Below are 15,446 nucleotides of genomic sequence, written 5' to 3'. Positions count from 1 at the left end.
AGTCGTTCAGATGAGCAGCCGTTCAGCGGTCGTTGCCAGGCTCTTGCCCGGCGGCCGCCCGTTGAACCACTGCCTCGAGTTCATCTTTGGTGAGCATCTCGCGGTGACCGTGCTTGGTGCGGTAGGCGGAGCGACCCACCATGTGGGCAGAAACGGGCGCCGTCAGCAGCTGGAAGATCCATGCCACCAGCAGGACCGGCCACACCCACCAGGTGCGCATCTGCAGGCCTATGGCGGCAAGCATGAGGAACAAACCCAGTACCTGCGGCTTGGTGGCAGCGTGCATGCGGCTCATAAGGTCCGGAAAACGGAGCAAGCCGATAGCAGCACCCAGGGACATCAGGGCGCCCACCACCAGGAACACGGCGGTCACACCATCGATCACGACATCGACGCCGGTGGGATCAGGACTCATTGTTCTGTTCCCTCCGCTCCGCCACAAACCGGGCAACTGTCACCGATCCGATAAAACCAATCACGGCCAGGGCTACCAGCAGCATCAGGTTGTTGAGGTGCCTGTTCATCGCCATGTCGATCGCGAGTGCAGCACCCAGGATTGCGAGCAGGACGTCCGAGGCCAGCACTCGGTCCAGCAAGGACGGGCCGATGGCTATGCGGACGATCGCACCTGCGGCAGCCAGGCTGAGGATTACAGCCGTGACCACGAGAATGGTTTCCTTCATCGCGTTGCCCCTTCCATTCCCGGACGTATTTCGGCCTTCAATGCTTCGACTTCTTCGCGCGTGCCCATGATCCTGATCAGCCGCGCTTCGATGGTTTGGACTTCGTCGCGAATTTTGTCGATGTCCGCTTCTTCATAGATGTTGAGCGCGTGCAGGTAGAGCGTGGATGTCGACCGGTCCACCTCCACCACAAGGGAGCCCGGTATCAGCGAGATGACGTGCCCGGTGGCCGTCACCATCAGGTCCGAATGGCTCCGCAACGGGACAGCGACGACGGCGCTGCGCACCTTGGGACCTTTTGCCACAGCCAGGAACAGGACCAGGAAGCTCGCTGCCACCACTTTGGCGAGGAACATCAGCGCGAAGGGAATGGCGCGCAGTATGTTGAACCGGCCGCTCAACTCCACGGGCGGGAGGTAGAACAGCTTGGCTACCAACACGGCGATCAGGGCACCGAACAGGAGGTTGCCAGGGCTGAAGTCCCGCCACAGCGCACCCCAGACGATGACCAACCAAATGAGCAGCGGCAGCTCGGTGCGGAACGAAATCGGTTTGCGGCTCATTTGGAACCACCCGTCTGCACTTCATCCGGTTGCGCAAGGGGCGGCACCTCAACGGAATCGCCCAGGACGGAGTGGATATAGGCCGAGCGGTCCAGCATGATTCCCGCGGAACCGTCCGCCACCCGGAAGAGCGGGCCGGCGAAGACCGTCAGGGCGACGCCGAACACCACAAGGCCTGCCGTCGAGCCGACCATGGTCCGCGGCAAAACCCCTACGTTGCCCGGGGTCTGAAGCACGGGATCCGGGTACTCAGCGTCCTCGGGCTTGCGCCAGAAGGCCCTGTTCCAGACACGGGCGATGGCCAGCAGCGTCAGAAGGCTGGTGACCACGCCACCCACCACCAGGGTGATGGCCAGGGGTGTTCCCAGCTCCACGCCGGCCTGCAGGAGGCCCAGCTTTCCCAGGAAGCCCGAGAACGGTGGAATGCCCGCGAGGTTCATTGCCGGGACAAAGAACAGCAGGGCAAGCAGCGGTGAGAGTTTGGCCAGTCCACCCAGGCGGTCAATGGAGGAGCTTCCGCCCCTGCGTTCTATGAGACCTGTGACCAGGAACAGGCTGGTCTGCACGGTGATGTGGTGGGCAACGTAGAAGACTGCAGCGCCCAACCCGGCAACCGAACTCATCGCCAGGCCAAACACCATGTATCCGATGTGGCTCACGAGGGTGAAGGACAGGAGACGTTTGATGTCGCTCTGGGCCAAGGCACCCAATATGCCCACCACCATGGTCAGTAATGCCACCACCATGAGCGGAACATTCAGGGTGTCCCCCGGGAACAAGAGTGTCTCCGTGCGGACCATGGCGTAAACACCTACTTTGGTCAGCAACCCGGCGAACACGGCAGTGACAGGAGCCGGCGCGGTGGGATAGGAGTCGGGGAGCCAGAAGGACAACGGGAACACAGCTGCCTTGATGCCGAAGGCCACCAGCAGCATCACGTGCAGGAGGTTTTGGGTGCCTTGGTCCAGTTCGGCCAGTTTGATGGCAAGGTCGGCCATGGTGATGGTCCCGGTGGCCCCGTAGATCATGGCGATGGCAATGAGGAACAGCACGGACGACACCACGGAAACCACAACGTAGGTGACCCCGGCGCGGATGCGTGGTCCTGTCCCACCCAAGGTCATCAGGACGTAGCTTGCCGTCAGCAGGATCTCGAAGCCTACGTAAAGGTTGAAGAGGTCGCCTGTGAGGAAGGCATTGGACACGCCGGCCACCAGGATCAGGTAGGTCGGGTGGAAGATCGAGACAGGTGCTTCCTGGTCGCCGTCGGCCATGCCCTGGCCGGTCGCATAGATCAACACCGCGAGGCTCACCACGGTGGAGACAACCAGCATGAGCGAGGAGAACTGGTCCACCACCAGGACCACACCCCACGGCGGCAGCCAGCCGCCAAGCGTGACTGACGTTGTGCCGCCATCCCACACTGACATCAGGAGCAGGCATTCGAGCAGAAGTGTTGCACTCAGGATGCCGATGCTCACCACGCGCTGCGCGGTGTGGTGCCGGATCAGCAGGAACGCCAGCGCGGCACCCAGAATCGGTAGGAGGACAGCTAGCGGCGACAGGTTTGCGAGATTCACGCGCTGCCTCCTTCCTGGTTTGGTGCCTTGCTGGGGGTCTCGGTGGCTTCGGGGTGAGTGTGGTCCGAGGTATTGGCAGGGGTGACGGCGAACTCCGAGGTTTCCAACGGCACAATGGCGTCGTCCTCGGCGTCGAAGCTCGGCGTCTCGGCAACGCGGCGGTCCTCAAGGTCGTCCTGGATCTCGTCTTGCCTTGCCAGGACCCAGGTCCGGTAGATGATGCCCAGCATGAAGGCCGTGACTGCGAAGGAAATGACGATCGAGGTGAGGATCAGCGCTTGCGGCAGAGGATCGCTATAGGCGTCCGGGCTGGTTTCCTTGGTGAACAAGGGCGCCAACCCGGCGTATCCGCCGGTGGTCAGGATCAGGATGTTGGTGGCGTTGGCCAACAGCATCAAACCCAACAGCACCCGGGTCAGGCTACGCTCCAGGATCAAGTAGATGCCGCAGGCGTAGAGGACGCCCATGACGATCAGCAGGGTCAGGTTGATGCTCATGCGGTACCTTTCCCGGACGCAGCGGATTCAGCGGCTTCTTCGGCAAGATCGGCGTGCCCGGCGGCATCTTCCTCTGCGAGGGGCGCCCCTTGGCCTTCAAAATGCTCATCGATTTCGGCACCGAGGCTGCGGAGGACGTCGAGCGCCAGGCCCACCACCACGATGTATACGCCGATGTCGAAGATGGTGGAGGTGACAAATTTGACGTCCCCGAAGACCGGCAGCCAGAACTCGATGATCGCGCTCTGGAACACCTGTCCGCCGAGGAAGAGCGGCACCAGGCCCGAGGCGGCCGCCGTCGCAAGTCCCGTCCCCAAGAGGGTTCCGGCACTGACTGTCGCTGCTTCGCTCAACTCGAACCGACCGCCCGCGAGGTAGCGGATTGTCAGGGCGAGTCCCGCGGTCAGGCCGCCTGCGAAGCCACCGCCTGGGAGGTTATGGCCAGCGAGGAGCAGGTAGATGGAGAAGACGATCATCGAGTGGAAGATCAGCCTTGTCACCACTTCGAAGATGATGGAGCGTCGTTCGGGCGCCAGCGTGCGTCCTGCCACCAGCCACGCGTCGCGGCTGACGTCAGTGAACTTTTTGGCCACGGCCAGCGTGGCACCGTCCCGGGAGTCACGGTCGACGCCGGTGCGGCGCCCCACGCTGCCTTCCGGCACTGCCTCTGAGGTCTTGATGCGGTCGCCACGGCTGCGGACGAAAATCAAGCTGGCGACACCGGTGGCGGCGATCGCGAGGACTGAAATCTCCCCGAAGGTATCCCAGGCGCGGATGTCCACGAGGGTCACATTGACCACGTTCAGGCCACCGCCGCCTTCGTAGGCCAGACGCGGGAAGTCCAGTGAGATCGGCGTGGCTACGCGGGCACCCATGGCGTAAATCGCCACGAAAATCATGGTGATGCCGAAGGCCGCGCCGATGATCACCCGGATGACCCGGAGCCTGCCGCCTGTCCGGTCCCTCAGCTCAGCGGGGAGGCTGCGCATGGCGAGGACGAACGCCACCAGCACGATGGTTTCCACCAGCATCTGGGTCAGCGCAAGGTCCGGAGCGCCCTGCAAAGCGAACATGAGGGCAATGCCGTAGCCGGTCACGGACACCATGAGCACAGCGAGGAAACGCTTGTTGGCTCGGACGGCGGCCAAGGCGCCCACCACAATTCCTGCCCCGGCAACCATCTGCAAAGGGGAGTTCGGGTCGATGAAGTAGATGCCTTCCGGCAGTGGCTTGTTGGCCGCGATCAATGCCGCCAGCGGCACCGCGAAGGCAACGGTCAGGATCACCGTGAGGTAGAAGTACAGCGAACCACGCTGCGTACGGCCCGTGACCCAGACAGCGATGTCGTCCAAGGCGCCGATGGTGTGTTGGTAGGCGCGGTCCCCATCCACCCAATCGGGTACCAGGCTCTGCGCCCGCGAAACCAGGTTCCGCCCGTAGAACATCGCAGCACCGGCCGCGAACGTCACCGCAGTCAGGCCCAACGCCGGGGTGATGCCGTGCCACAAAGCCAGGTGTCCGGCGTCGACGGCGTCCGGACGATCGGCGAACAACGCCGCGTAAGGCTGGATCCAGGTGTCCACCGGCGCGGGCCACACGCCGTAAGCGATGGTGAGGACGCTCAAAACGGCCGGCGCGGCAAGGAACGCGGGCTTAATGGGTTTGAACGGCGTGGGTTCCACGCCGGGTTTGGTGGCGAACGCGCCCCACATGAAGCGGGCGCTATAGGCGAAGGTCAGGATGGATCCGATCACCAGGCCTACCAGGATCCAGATGCCCCAGGCAGGTGCGTCATGGCCAGAGCCGTAGTGGACGAACGCTTCGAAGACTGATTCCTTGGCGACAAAGCCAGCCAAAGGAGGCACCCCGGCCATGGACGCTGCGGCGATCGCTGCAACTACTCCAAGGGCGCGAGATGAGCGGAAGACGCCGGAGAGCTTGCGGATATCGCGCGTTCCGGACTGGTGGTCAATGATGCCCACTACGAGGAACAGTGCGGCCTTGAACAAGCCGTGGGCAAGCAGCAGCCCCAGCCCGGCAAGGGCGGCATCCGGTCGGCCGAGGCCCACCACCATGGTGAGGAAACCGAGCTGGCTGACCGTTCCATAGGCAAGGATGAGCTTGATGTCAGTCTGTCGAAGAGCGCGGTAACCGCCTACGAGCATGGTGGCCAACCCGAGTCCCAGGACCACCGGCAGCCAGAAGTCCGACTCGGAAAAGCCCGGCGCAAGGCGCGCGACGATGTAGATGCCGGCCTTCACCATGGCCGCAGCATGCAGGTAGGCGCTCACCGGCGTGGGAGCGGCCATCGCTCCGGGCAGCCAGAAATGGAACGGGACAAGCGCCGATTTGGTCACCGCACCTGCCAGGACAAGCACGACGGCGGCAGTCACCGCTCCCTGCATGGGTCCTGCCATGAGCGTCCCGGCTTGCTCCAGGATGGCCGAAATGCGGTAGGTGCCGGCTGCCTGGCCAAGGATGATGAGGCCAACAAGCATCGCGAGGCCACCGGCGGTGGTGACCATCAGCGCCTGCAGCGCCGAGCGGCGTGCGGCCAAACGGGTGCGGGCATAGCCGATCAGCAGGTAGGACAGGATAGTGGTGAGTTCCCAGAAGATGAACAGCATCATGAGGTCATCGGAAGTCACCAGGCCGAACATGGCTCCGGCAAAGGCGAGGAGTTGGGCACCGAAGCCGCCAAGGTCCGCGTCTGTGTTCTTGAAGTACCGGGCACAATAGACCAGCACCAGTGAGCCCACTCCGAGGATCAGGAGGGACATGACCCACGCCAACGGATCCATGCGGAAGGCCAGCTCCAGCTTCAGGCTGGGGATCCACGGCAGGACTTCTTCTATGCCGCCACCGGAATATACGGGTCCGTACTGGAAGAGGAGCCAAATGAATGCGCCCGCCGGGACTGCTGCCAGTGCGTAGAACGCGTTCCTGCCCAGTTTGCTGAAGATCAAGGGCGCCACAGTTGCCGCAACAAAGGTGATGGCGAGAACTGTGATCACTGTTATCTCCGCAAAGTCAGGAACGAATTGTCAAAAGTTGGAGCAGGCGGTCATACGTTGGGTTCGGTTTAGCTAGTTTATCAAGGGGGACGGACAGTTTTTGGCCAAAGAAGCGGGCTGGAGGTTACGTTTCAATCCCTCTTCTACACAACGCGCTCCGTCATCTGCACGCCGTTCTCCCCGCCGCTATAGCATTCAAGCTATGAACGCGGCCGCAGTTCCCGAAGCCTCCCACCCGACGTCCGAGCTCGCCTCAGGACCTGTTGCCTCCAAGAAGGGCCAGATCCTTGCGTGGGCCTCCTGGGACTGGGGCTCGGCTGCGTTCAATGCGGTCATGACCACCTTCGTGTTCACGGTCTACCTCACCTCCAACGCATTTGGCGGAGAAGATGCCGCCTCGGCCGCACTCGGCGCCGCCCTGGCCATCGCAGGCCTGGCCATTGCGCTGCTTGCTCCGGTGACCGGGCAGCGTTCGGACGCCGGAGGCCGGCGCAAATTGTGGCTCGGAGTCAATACAGCCGCTACGGCCGTGCTCACGGCACTGTGCTTCTTTGTCTTCCCCCAGCCCGAGTTCCTGTTGCTGGGTGTCTGCCTCATAGCGCTGGGCAATGTCTTCTTTGAGTTCGCCGGCGTCAACTACAACGCCATGCTGGCGCAGATCTCCACACCGAAGAACATCGGCAAGGTCAGCGGCTTTGGCTGGGCCATGGGATACCTGGGCGGAATAGTTGCCCTTCTGCTGGTTCTGCAACTGTTCGTCCAGCCTTCCTTCGACTGGTTTGGCGCCTCGACGCAGGATTCCCTCAACATCAGGCTCGTGGCAGTCTTCTCTGCACTGTGGTTCTTCATTTTTGCCCTGCCAGTAATGTTCGCTGTCCCTGAGGTTCCGGCGAAGAAGGCCACCGCTTCCTTGGGGTTCCTGGCCTCCTACAAGTTACTGATCCGGCGCATCGGCGCCATCTACCGGACCAGCCCACACACCATCTACTTCCTGCTCTCCAGCGCCATCTTCCGTGACGGCCTCGCGGCTGTTTTCACTTTCGGCGGTGTCATCGCCGCAGGTACGTTCGGATTCGAGCTCAAGGAAGTCATCTTCTTCGCCATCTTCGGCAACGTGGTCGCTGCTGTCGGCGCCATCATCGGCGGATTCCTGGACGACAGGATCGGACCCAAGTCCGTCATCGTCCTCTCGCTGGTGGGCCTCCTCATCGCAGGCACCTTCATTCTGGTGCTGGGCAACGGTGACTACGTCTTCCTCGGTAATGAGTGGCCCGCGAGCAACACGTTCTGGATCTTCGGCCTGCTGCTCTGCCTGTTCGTAGGCCCTGCGCAATCGTCCTCGCGGGCCTACCTCGCAAGGCTCGCACCGGAAGGCGAGGCCGGCGAACTCTTCGGCTTGTACGCCACAACCGGTCGGGCCGTCAGTTTCCTTGCTCCCACCCTCTTCACCCTGTGCATCGCCATCGCCTCTCCCCTGGTGGCCGAGGGCGAAGCCCAGCGGTGGGGCATCCTCGGAATCATGGTGGTTCTCCTTGCAGGCCTCTTGGTGATCCTGCCCGTCAAGCCGCCGGCGAAAGTGGAAATAGCTGTGGTCCCCGAGCGTTAACTACTAAGGACCGGTTGAAGTGCGAGGGTCGTACCGGACCGGTTCAGGACAGTTTAGGGTGGAGCTATGAACGTGGATGAGACCGAACTCCCGGGCCTTGGGGTCCGCAAGGACTTCGTCACGGCCTCGGGCCGTCGCATCGGTGTAGTGGAGCTGCGGGAAGGCGAAACAGAGCTTTTCGTCTCAACGTGGGACGACCCCGATACCTGTCAGGCGTCCATTCCCTTGACTGCCGACGAAGCCTCGACGCTGGGCAACCTGCTGGGCGGGCAGCACATTGCCATGCGCCTGGCAGAAGAGCATCGCGAGATACCAGGCATTGTCACCCGCCAGTTCTCCATCACTCCTGATTCGCCCTTCGTCAACCAGCCCATGGGCAAGGCGCAGATCCGCACGCGAAGTGGTGTCTCCATCGTGGCCATCATGCGCGAAGGCGAGGTAGTCCCCTCGCCCGCACCCGACGTCGTACTTCACACCGGTGATTTGCTCGTAGCGGTCGGCACCCAGGAAGGTCTTGACTCGGCAGCCGACATCCTTCGCAACGGCTGAGCGGGATGGACCCGCTCGCTCTAGCCCTCGTTGAACTGGGGGCCGTCGTCTTCTGCCTCGGCCTCCTGGCTCGATTGGCGGGTCGAATTGGCATGTCCCCCATCCCTCTTTACCTGGTGGGTGGCTTGGCGTTCGGTGCCGGCGGCTTCGTCAAGTTGGACGGGATGCACGAGTTCGCCCATCTCTCCGGCGAAATCGGCGTCATTCTTCTGCTGCTTATGCTCGGATTGGAATATACGGCGTCGGAGCTGGTCACTGGCCTGCGGCGATCATGGCAGGCAGGTGTCATGGATTTCGTCCTCAACTTCCTCCCGGGCGCAGGGTTGGCAGTCCTTCTCGGTTGGGGACTTGTGGGGGCCATCGTCATGGGTGGCGTTACTTATATCTCGTCGTCAGGCATCGCAGCGAAAGTCATCACCGACCTCGGGCGTATCGGTAACCGCGAAACGCCTGTGGTGCTGTCCATCCTTGTTTTCGAAGATCTGGCCATGGCCATTTACCTGCCGATCCTCACGGCCATCCTGGCGGGCGTTGGCTTCCTCGGCGGTCTGCAGACGGTAGGAATTGCCCTTGCGGTGGTCACCGTGGTGCTGGTCATCGCCCTCAAGCACGGCCACCGGGTTTCGCAGGCCGTTCATAGCGAGAACTCCGAGGTCTTCCTGCTGAACGTGCTCGGGCTCGCCCTGCTGGTGGCCGGTATCGCTTCTGCCCTTCAGGTTTCCGCTGCCGTCGGTGCCTTCATGCTGGGCATCGCCATCTCCGGCGCGACCGCCCACAACGCGACGCGGATCCTCGAGCCATTGCGGGATCTCTTCGCCGCGATCTTCTTTGTGGCCTTCGGTCTCAACACCGACCCCACGTCCATCCCGCCTGTCCTGGGCTGGGCCCTTGTGCTGGCCGTCCTCACATCAGCTACCAAGATGATCACGGGGTTCTGGGCTGCAAAGCGGGCAGGCATCGCCGTGCCCGGACGCTTCCGCGCAGGAGCTGCACTTATTGCCCGCGGTGAATTTTCCATCGTCATCGCCGGCCTTGCTGTTGCTTCGGGCGCTGTTCCGGACGAGCTCGCCGCGCTTGCCACGGCCTACGTCCTCATCATGGCCATCCTTGGTCCCCTGGCCGCCCGGTTTGTGGAACCCGTGGTCAAGGCCCTCCGGAAGACCCCCGGCGCCCCACCGCGGACACCTGAGCGGGCCCCAGCCTAACCCTCGCCGAGGGGCGACATCCCAACCCAAAAGGGCCCACCAAAAAGGGTGAGACCTAACCCCTCGGCGAACAGAAGAAACGCTAGATGGACGTCCGGTGGAAATTCTGGTGGCTACGGCTGGCCGTCGGACCGCGCTGGCCTTGGTAACGGTTGCCGTATTCACCGGAACCATAGGGGTGCTCGGCCGAGGACGTCAGCCGGAAGAAGCACAACTGGCCGATCTTCATGCCAGGCCACAGCTTGATGGGCAGGGTAGCTACGTTCGACAGCTCCAACGTCACGTGGCCGGAGAACCCGGGGTCGATGAATCCCGCCGTGGAGTGGGTCAGCAAACCGAGACGCCCCAAGGACGACTTTCCTTCAAGACGCGCGGCAATATCGTCGGCAAGGCTGACAGTCTCGTACGTGGAGCCCAGGACGAACTCGCCCGGGTGCAGGATGAAGGGCTCGTCGCCTTCCACTTCCACCAACCGGGTCAGCTCAGGCTGTTCCTCGGCGGGGTCGATGTGGGCGTATTTGTGGTTGTCGAACAGCCGGAAGAACCGGTCGATCCGGACGTCCACGGAGGACGGCTGCACCATCGCGGGGTCGTACGGCTCAAGAACAATCCGTTGGGAGTCTATTTCGGCACGTATGTCGCGGTCAGAGATCAGCACAGCATCAAAAATACCCCATGCGTCCAACACCCCATGCATTGTCCGGGCCGCCCCGTGGGACTATAGTTCCCGGACATGTAGAACCGCGCCCGTACCTGGGGGCAACGAGCATTCGCGGGGTAATTGTGAAAAAACTGGCAGTGCCGGCCTCTATTGTGCTGGCCGGAGCGCTGGCCCTCTGTGTGGCCGCCTCCAGCCAGATCCTGCCGGCAAAGGAGGCAGGTCCGGGTGGCAACACCACTCCATCCGCCAGCGTCGAGTCTGGCCTGACCGCGCCTGAGTCAAGTACGACGCCGGACCCCTCACCTTCCGCGGGCGCCCCCGCGGCCGGCCAAGCGTCCGACCCCACCTCAGTGCCGGCCCTGGAACCGGGGACGGAAAGCGAAGCGCCGAGCAGACCCATCGCCGTGGACCCGGTCATCGAGACGCCGCCGCCCGTGCCGAATATCGGGCCGTCGTGGGGGCCTGACGATCCTTCCTCGGAAGACCCGGGCACCAGCAACCCGGCTGTTCCCGATCCCGTGGCCCCGGCGCCCTCGCAGACTGCGTCACCGTCCGCTATCCCGACGCCGTCAGCACCCGCCGTGGGACCACGCCCGTCAGGCACGTCGTCAGGCACACCCTCGGAGTCGCCGACCATCACGCCGACACCGTCGCCCACGGCGTCACCGACCCTCACGCCGTCAGCGGAGCCGGCCCTCACGCCCACGCCGTCGGCAACACCAACCGTCACCCCGAGCACAGCCCCCAGCCCGACAGCGAGCTCAACCCCCTTCCCCGGCAAAGCCCCGAGCGGCGACACCAACCCGGATAACGGCGCCCTCGCGCTCCTCCCGGACAGCAACACAGCGGCAATCCTGACGGTATTCAACGCGATCAACAGCTACCGTGCGTCCCTCGGCCTGGCACCGGTGAAGTACCACGCAACAGTCGCGGGCCTGGCCCAGGAGTGGTCCAACAACATAGCGACGCGCGAGGTGATCCAGCACCGCGCGAATTTCTGGACGGATCCGCGCGCGCTCAATCCGAACAACGGCGCGGGCGAAGTCATTGCCGTCCGCTGGGACCGTGACGCTGCCCAGCTCGTTGAGTGGTGGAAGGGGTCCCCGGGGCACGATGCCCTGCTGCGTGATCCCCGCTTCAACGTCATGGGCATCGGCATCACGTACACGGACGGTAACTGGCAGACCACGCCCAACCGGTACACGCTGTGGGGTGTGGTGAACTTCTTTGGCTACACCACCCTGCCGGCCGGAACCACCACGGCGCCGGGCGGAACGGTCACTCCTCCCACGGATCCTGTGGGAGCCTGCCAACCAGGCGATAAATTCCAACCGCCCACCGTCAACCTCAGCAGCGCCTCGATCAGGAGCGCGGCTGACCTCGTCTCCATCGGGGCGGATGGAACGGTGTATTCCTACCCATCACTGGGGAACGCGAAGTACGGCGCAGCGCGCAAGATCGGCATCGGTTTCACCGGGCTCAAGGAGCTGTTCGTTTCCGATTGGGATCGCGACGGCGTCTTCGATCTCATCGCCCAACGCACCGACGGGGCACTTCTGGTGTACCCGGGCAGGCTATCAGGCGGCTTCGGTTCACCTGGGGTGTTGGGCCACGGCTGGCAGTCCTTGAACATCGCCGTCGGCAACTGGTGTGCCAACAACCGCCTACCGCAGATTGTCGCGATGGATGCATCCGGCGGTCTTTGGTTATACAAGAACGCAGGGATGACGTACATCCGCTCGCAGGCCGCGATTGGTACCGGCAACAGGGCAGCCAGGCTCAGCATGGTGGACTACAACGCGGATGGTTTCCAGGATCTCCTGACCGTGGAGCCCAACGGATCCCTGCGGTTGTACCGTGGCAGCGGGCTGGCGACGCCGAAGCAGGAAGCCAGGCCGGTAGTGGGTGCGGCGTGGACGGACTATTCCGGGCTACGTTCCCTCCAGGGCGTGACGGGCGCGAGCACCACCGGCATCGCCGGCCTGGGCACCAATGGCGTACTGGAGTACTGGGACCTTACCTCTGGAAGGCTGACGACGCCTGTCGCTGTCGGCGGCGGGTGGAGCGGCTTCAAGCTCGCCCAATAACGGCTCACACCACCGAGCGCGACTCCATTACGGTCTTCAGCTGCTCCAGCTGTGCCACTTCGCTTTCCATGGTCTTCTGGATCATGCTGTTCATCAGCTTCTGCAGGCCCTTGGGATGGTATTCGAGGGCGAACCGGAGGCGGGTGGTTTGGCCTTCGGTGCTGAGGTAGTAGCCACCGGTGGGCCGGGCCGGTCCTGCGACGACGGCGAAGCGTACTTCCGCGCCTGGCCGGGCTTCGGTGATCTGGAAATCGGCGGCGATGGGGCGGCCGCCGGGGCCGTTGATGGTCTGCTGGTACAGCGCGCCCTTATGCCCACGGATCCCGGACCGCAATGAGATGCTGCGGATTCCGGAGCGCCAGAGGGAGTTGTTCATGCCGTCCATGAGGAATCCGTAGACGGTCATGGCGTCCCTGCCTATCACCACTTCGTAGTCTGCAAATGCCACGGAAACCTCTTTCGGCGTACGGTTCGAATGTCGTAGCCCGGTTCCCCATACGCTGCAGCTAACACCTTCAGAATAGTCAGCGGGGGCGTTCGGGAACACATCGCGCACGAGCCTTGACCGAATGGTTATCTGGCTCTTCATAAAGTTACGGCTGACACAGTTCTGCCCGCGGGGTAGAGTTCCCGAGGCTGGCAAAAACCGAGTTGGGGGCGTTATGCGGGTTCTGGAACACCAAACTTTTGCAGGGAAAGCACGACGGCGGATGGCGGCGTGCGCTCTTTTCCTCGCCATGGCGGTGGCTGGCGGCGTCGTCGCTGCGGTGCCCGCTGCAGCTGCAGCGCCCATGGCGAAGGCAGCTGCCACCCCGAAGGCAGCTATCCCGGCAACGGTGAATCCGCTGCCGGGCGTGGACCCGATCGGGGACCCGGCCAGCTTCTCCGTCCTGGTCAACAAGTCGCGACCGCTGAACCCGGCGGGCTACGCGCCGTCGGACCTTATCAATGCGCGCGGCTCGGGCCAGTACATGCGGGCTGAAGCCGCCGCATGGCTCAATGGACTGTTCCAGGGCGCGGCTGACGCCGGCACGGGCGGCCTGTCGATCGTGAGTGGCTACCGTTCCTATGACACCCAAAGCCAGGTCTATTGGGGCTACGTCAATGCCTACGGCCAGGCCTATGCCGACACCATCTCGGCCCGTCCCGGTTACAGCGAGCACCAGACCGGCCTCGCCATGGACATTGGCAACGCCGCGGGCTCGTGCGGACTCAGCACCTGCTTCGGCGACACCGTAGCGGGCAAGTGGGTGGCCGCGAATGCCCACAAATACGGTTTCATTGTCCGTTACCCCAACGGCTATACGGGCACCACGGGCTACAGCTACGAGCCATGGCACTTGCGCTATGTGGGCGTTGCCTTGGCCACCGATATGAACAGGCGCGGCTTCCCGACCCTGGAGCATTACTTCGCGGGCAACACGGCGGCCGCGGCCAGCATCAAGTCCGGCGCGGACCTGGTGGCTGCCGACGCCTCGGGCCGTCTGCTGCGCTACCCTGCGACGGCGGCCGGCGGCTATGCGGGTGCTGTCCAGATTGGTTCGGGCTGGTCCGGCTTGAAGCAGGGTTTCGTGGTGGACTGGGACATTGATGGGGTGTACGACATCCTTGCGCAGTGGAACAACGGCGTACTCGGCGTGTACCGGGGCCTCCCGGGCGGCGGTTTCGCCAACCAGGTTGTGGTGGGCAACGGCGGCTGGGATCGCATGACCATCACCGTGGGTAAGTGGACGCACGCGCACGGCCGTCCCGGCGTCGTCGGATACTTCCCGGACGGTGTCCTGCGCTACTACCCCAACACCTTTGGTGGTGCGCTCAGTGCACCGCAGATTATTGGCAAGGGCTGGAACGGCATGGAGCTCACCATCGCCGACTGGGAAGGCGACGGCGCCAACGACATTCTTGCGAGGACGGGTTCCGGCTCGCTCATCAACTACCGCGGCGACGGTTGGGCCGGCTTCTACGGACCGGCCACCACCGTTGGCACTGGCTGGCAGTACATGCGTGTCCTGGCCCCGAGCTTTGGTCTGATGGGGGCCGGTACCCGCGGCATCACGGCACAGACAGCCGATGGCAACCTCTATAACTACGGCCTGGGCCGCGGTCAGTGGACAACGTACCGTCAGGTGGGCTCCGGCTGGAACAGCCTGCAACTGTTCAAGTAGGTGGCCGACGCGCCTGTCATGAGCACCCCCGCATCTGCGCTAAGCTAGGACTCGCTCGGGGCGAATTTTCCCGGGCAGCGCGGGCGTAGCTCAATGGTAGAGCGCTAGCTTCCCAAGCTCGATACGCGGGTTCGATTCCCGTCGCCCGCTCAAGGAAAACCCCGGATCCAAGGATCCGGGGTTTCTTTGCGTCCAAGGCATAAAACGTCCGACGGCGGTACTCGCCAAACAGGGCCGCGCACCCGTCGACCGGGAGGCTTCCCGAGCCTACACTCGTACGTACATCCACCTATCCGGGAGGTCCTCCAATGACTCTCACCGACGATGGTGAGGCGGGTCCACTCGCCGTCATCAACCGCCTGCTGGAAGCCACGAACAAACACGATCTGGAAAGCCTGGCGGCGTGCTTCGCGCCCGGCTACGTCAATGAAACACCGGCGCACCCCACCCGGGGATTCACTGGCCGGGACACCATCCGCAGCAACTGGGAACAACTGTTCACAGGCGTTCCGGACATCAAAGCGCATCTTCTCTCGCACAGCGTCAGCGGCGGCACGATCTGGACCGAACTGCACTTGAAGGGCGCCTGGCGCGACGGCACCCCGCACGAGATGACCGGCGTCATCATCTTCGGCGTGGGCGAGGGCATCATCAGCAGCGCCCGTTTCTACTTGGAGCCGGTGGAGAAGGTTGTGACGGTGGACGACACTGCCGATCGCGTGACTCACCGGGTGACGCATGGACGTCCGGCGGCAGAGCCTGCGAAATGAAGCCGGCCCGCTGACCCCGGCGCAGTGATCAAGGCCACTGCGCCTCGTTGCGAGGTGTATCGTCAG

Annotated in this window: 14 protein-coding genes and 1 tRNA gene; 7 read left to right on the top strand and 8 right to left on the bottom strand. The window is 63.5% G+C overall.

The window, feature by feature from the left end; all coding sequences use genetic code 11:
• Window positions 1-22 precede the first annotated feature (22 nt).
• From mnhG to ACSSVG_RS12995, 6 genes are read right to left on the bottom strand one after another with little or no spacing between them, the layout of a single operon-like run.
• Entirely contained in the window at window positions 23-415 is a 393-nt protein-coding gene (gene mnhG / locus ACSSVG_RS13020; RefSeq protein WP_231338499.1) for a monovalent cation/H(+) antiporter subunit G, read from the bottom strand.
• Window positions 405-683 (bottom strand): MrpF/PhaF family protein, encoded by a 279-nt coding sequence (locus ACSSVG_RS13015; RefSeq protein ID WP_159708190.1) that lies wholly within the window; start codon window positions 681-683, stop codon window positions 405-407. The genes mnhG and ACSSVG_RS13015 overlap by 11 nt, the downstream gene beginning before the upstream one ends.
• Complete coding sequence (locus tag ACSSVG_RS13010; protein ID WP_231338498.1) at window positions 680-1,246, bottom strand: Na+/H+ antiporter subunit E; 567 nt, start codon at window positions 1,244-1,246, stop codon at window positions 680-682. Before ACSSVG_RS13010 ends, ACSSVG_RS13015 begins: the two co-directional genes overlap by 4 nt.
• On the bottom strand, window positions 1,243-2,826 hold the full coding sequence (locus ACSSVG_RS13005) for a Na+/H+ antiporter subunit D (protein ID WP_231338497.1): 1,584 nt from the start codon (window positions 2,824-2,826) through the stop codon (window positions 1,243-1,245). Before ACSSVG_RS13005 ends, ACSSVG_RS13010 begins: the two co-directional genes overlap by 4 nt.
• Window positions 2,823-3,323 carry a Na(+)/H(+) antiporter subunit C gene (locus ACSSVG_RS13000; protein ID WP_354227402.1) on the bottom strand — a complete coding sequence of 167 codons (501 nt, stop codon included), beginning with the start codon at window positions 3,321-3,323 and terminating at the stop codon, window positions 2,823-2,825. Before ACSSVG_RS13000 ends, ACSSVG_RS13005 begins: the two co-directional genes overlap by 4 nt.
• Window positions 3,320-6,337 (bottom strand): Na+/H+ antiporter subunit A, encoded by a 3,018-nt coding sequence (locus tag ACSSVG_RS12995; RefSeq protein WP_492415131.1) that lies wholly within the window; start codon window positions 6,335-6,337, stop codon window positions 3,320-3,322. The genes ACSSVG_RS13000 and ACSSVG_RS12995 overlap by 4 nt, the downstream gene beginning before the upstream one ends.
• Window positions 6,338-6,539: 202 nt before the next feature.
• Between ACSSVG_RS12995 and ACSSVG_RS12990 the strand changes: the two genes are divergently transcribed.
• The 3 genes from ACSSVG_RS12990 to ACSSVG_RS12980 all read left to right on the top strand — a co-directional run bounded on the left by ACSSVG_RS12990 (window position 6,540) and on the right by ACSSVG_RS12980 (window position 9,697).
• Window positions 6,540-7,943 carry an MFS transporter gene (locus tag ACSSVG_RS12990; protein WP_231338494.1) on the top strand — a complete coding sequence of 468 codons (1,404 nt, stop codon included), beginning with the start codon at window positions 6,540-6,542 and terminating at the stop codon, window positions 7,941-7,943.
• A gap of 66 nt (window positions 7,944-8,009) precedes the next feature.
• Window positions 8,010-8,492, top strand: a complete 483-nt coding sequence (locus tag ACSSVG_RS12985; protein WP_089596429.1) for a cation:proton antiporter regulatory subunit — start codon at window positions 8,010-8,012, stop codon at window positions 8,490-8,492.
• Window positions 8,493-8,497: 5 nt separating this feature from the next.
• Complete coding sequence (locus ACSSVG_RS12980) at window positions 8,498-9,697, top strand: cation:proton antiporter (protein WP_492415130.1); 1,200 nt, start codon at window positions 8,498-8,500, stop codon at window positions 9,695-9,697.
• A gap of 82 nt (window positions 9,698-9,779) precedes the next feature.
• Here ACSSVG_RS12980 and dcd read toward each other — a convergent pair whose 3' ends face one another.
• Window positions 9,780-10,355 carry a dCTP deaminase gene (gene dcd, locus ACSSVG_RS12975; protein ID WP_011776299.1) on the bottom strand — a complete coding sequence of 192 codons (576 nt, stop codon included), beginning with the start codon at window positions 10,353-10,355 and terminating at the stop codon, window positions 9,780-9,782.
• A gap of 140 nt (window positions 10,356-10,495) precedes the next feature.
• Between dcd and ACSSVG_RS12970 the strand changes: the two genes are divergently transcribed.
• Complete coding sequence (locus ACSSVG_RS12970; protein WP_492415129.1) at window positions 10,496-12,445, top strand: CAP domain-containing protein; 1,950 nt, start codon at window positions 10,496-10,498, stop codon at window positions 12,443-12,445.
• Window positions 12,446-12,449: 4 nt separating this feature from the next.
• On the opposite strand, the gene ACSSVG_RS12965 is transcribed toward ACSSVG_RS12970, so the two are convergent.
• Window positions 12,450-12,893, bottom strand: coding sequence for an SRPBCC family protein (locus ACSSVG_RS12965; RefSeq protein ID WP_231338491.1), 444 nt, complete (start codon window positions 12,891-12,893; stop codon window positions 12,450-12,452).
• A 262-nt stretch (window positions 12,894-13,155) separates the two neighbouring features.
• On the opposite strand from ACSSVG_RS12965, the gene ACSSVG_RS12960 reads away from it, so the two are divergent.
• From ACSSVG_RS12960 to ACSSVG_RS12950, 3 genes are all read left to right on the top strand, one after another.
• Window positions 13,156-14,610, top strand: a complete 1,455-nt coding sequence (locus ACSSVG_RS12960) for a M15 family metallopeptidase (protein WP_253464734.1) — start codon at window positions 13,156-13,158, stop codon at window positions 14,608-14,610.
• 79 nt (window positions 14,611-14,689) lie between these two features.
• A tRNA-Gly gene (locus ACSSVG_RS12955) sits at window positions 14,690-14,760 on the top strand.
• Window positions 14,761-14,918: 158 nt separating this feature from the next.
• A complete protein-coding gene (locus ACSSVG_RS12950) occupies window positions 14,919-15,380 on the top strand; it encodes a nuclear transport factor 2 family protein (protein WP_492415128.1) in 462 nt (153 codons plus the stop codon).
• The last annotated feature ends 66 nt before the right edge of the window (window positions 15,381-15,446 follow it).

Source organism: Paenarthrobacter sp. E2MeOHC11, from assembly GCF_058744955.1.
The sequence above is the reverse complement of the archived record's forward strand: the minus strand, read 5'-3'. Positions and strand labels throughout refer to the sequence as shown.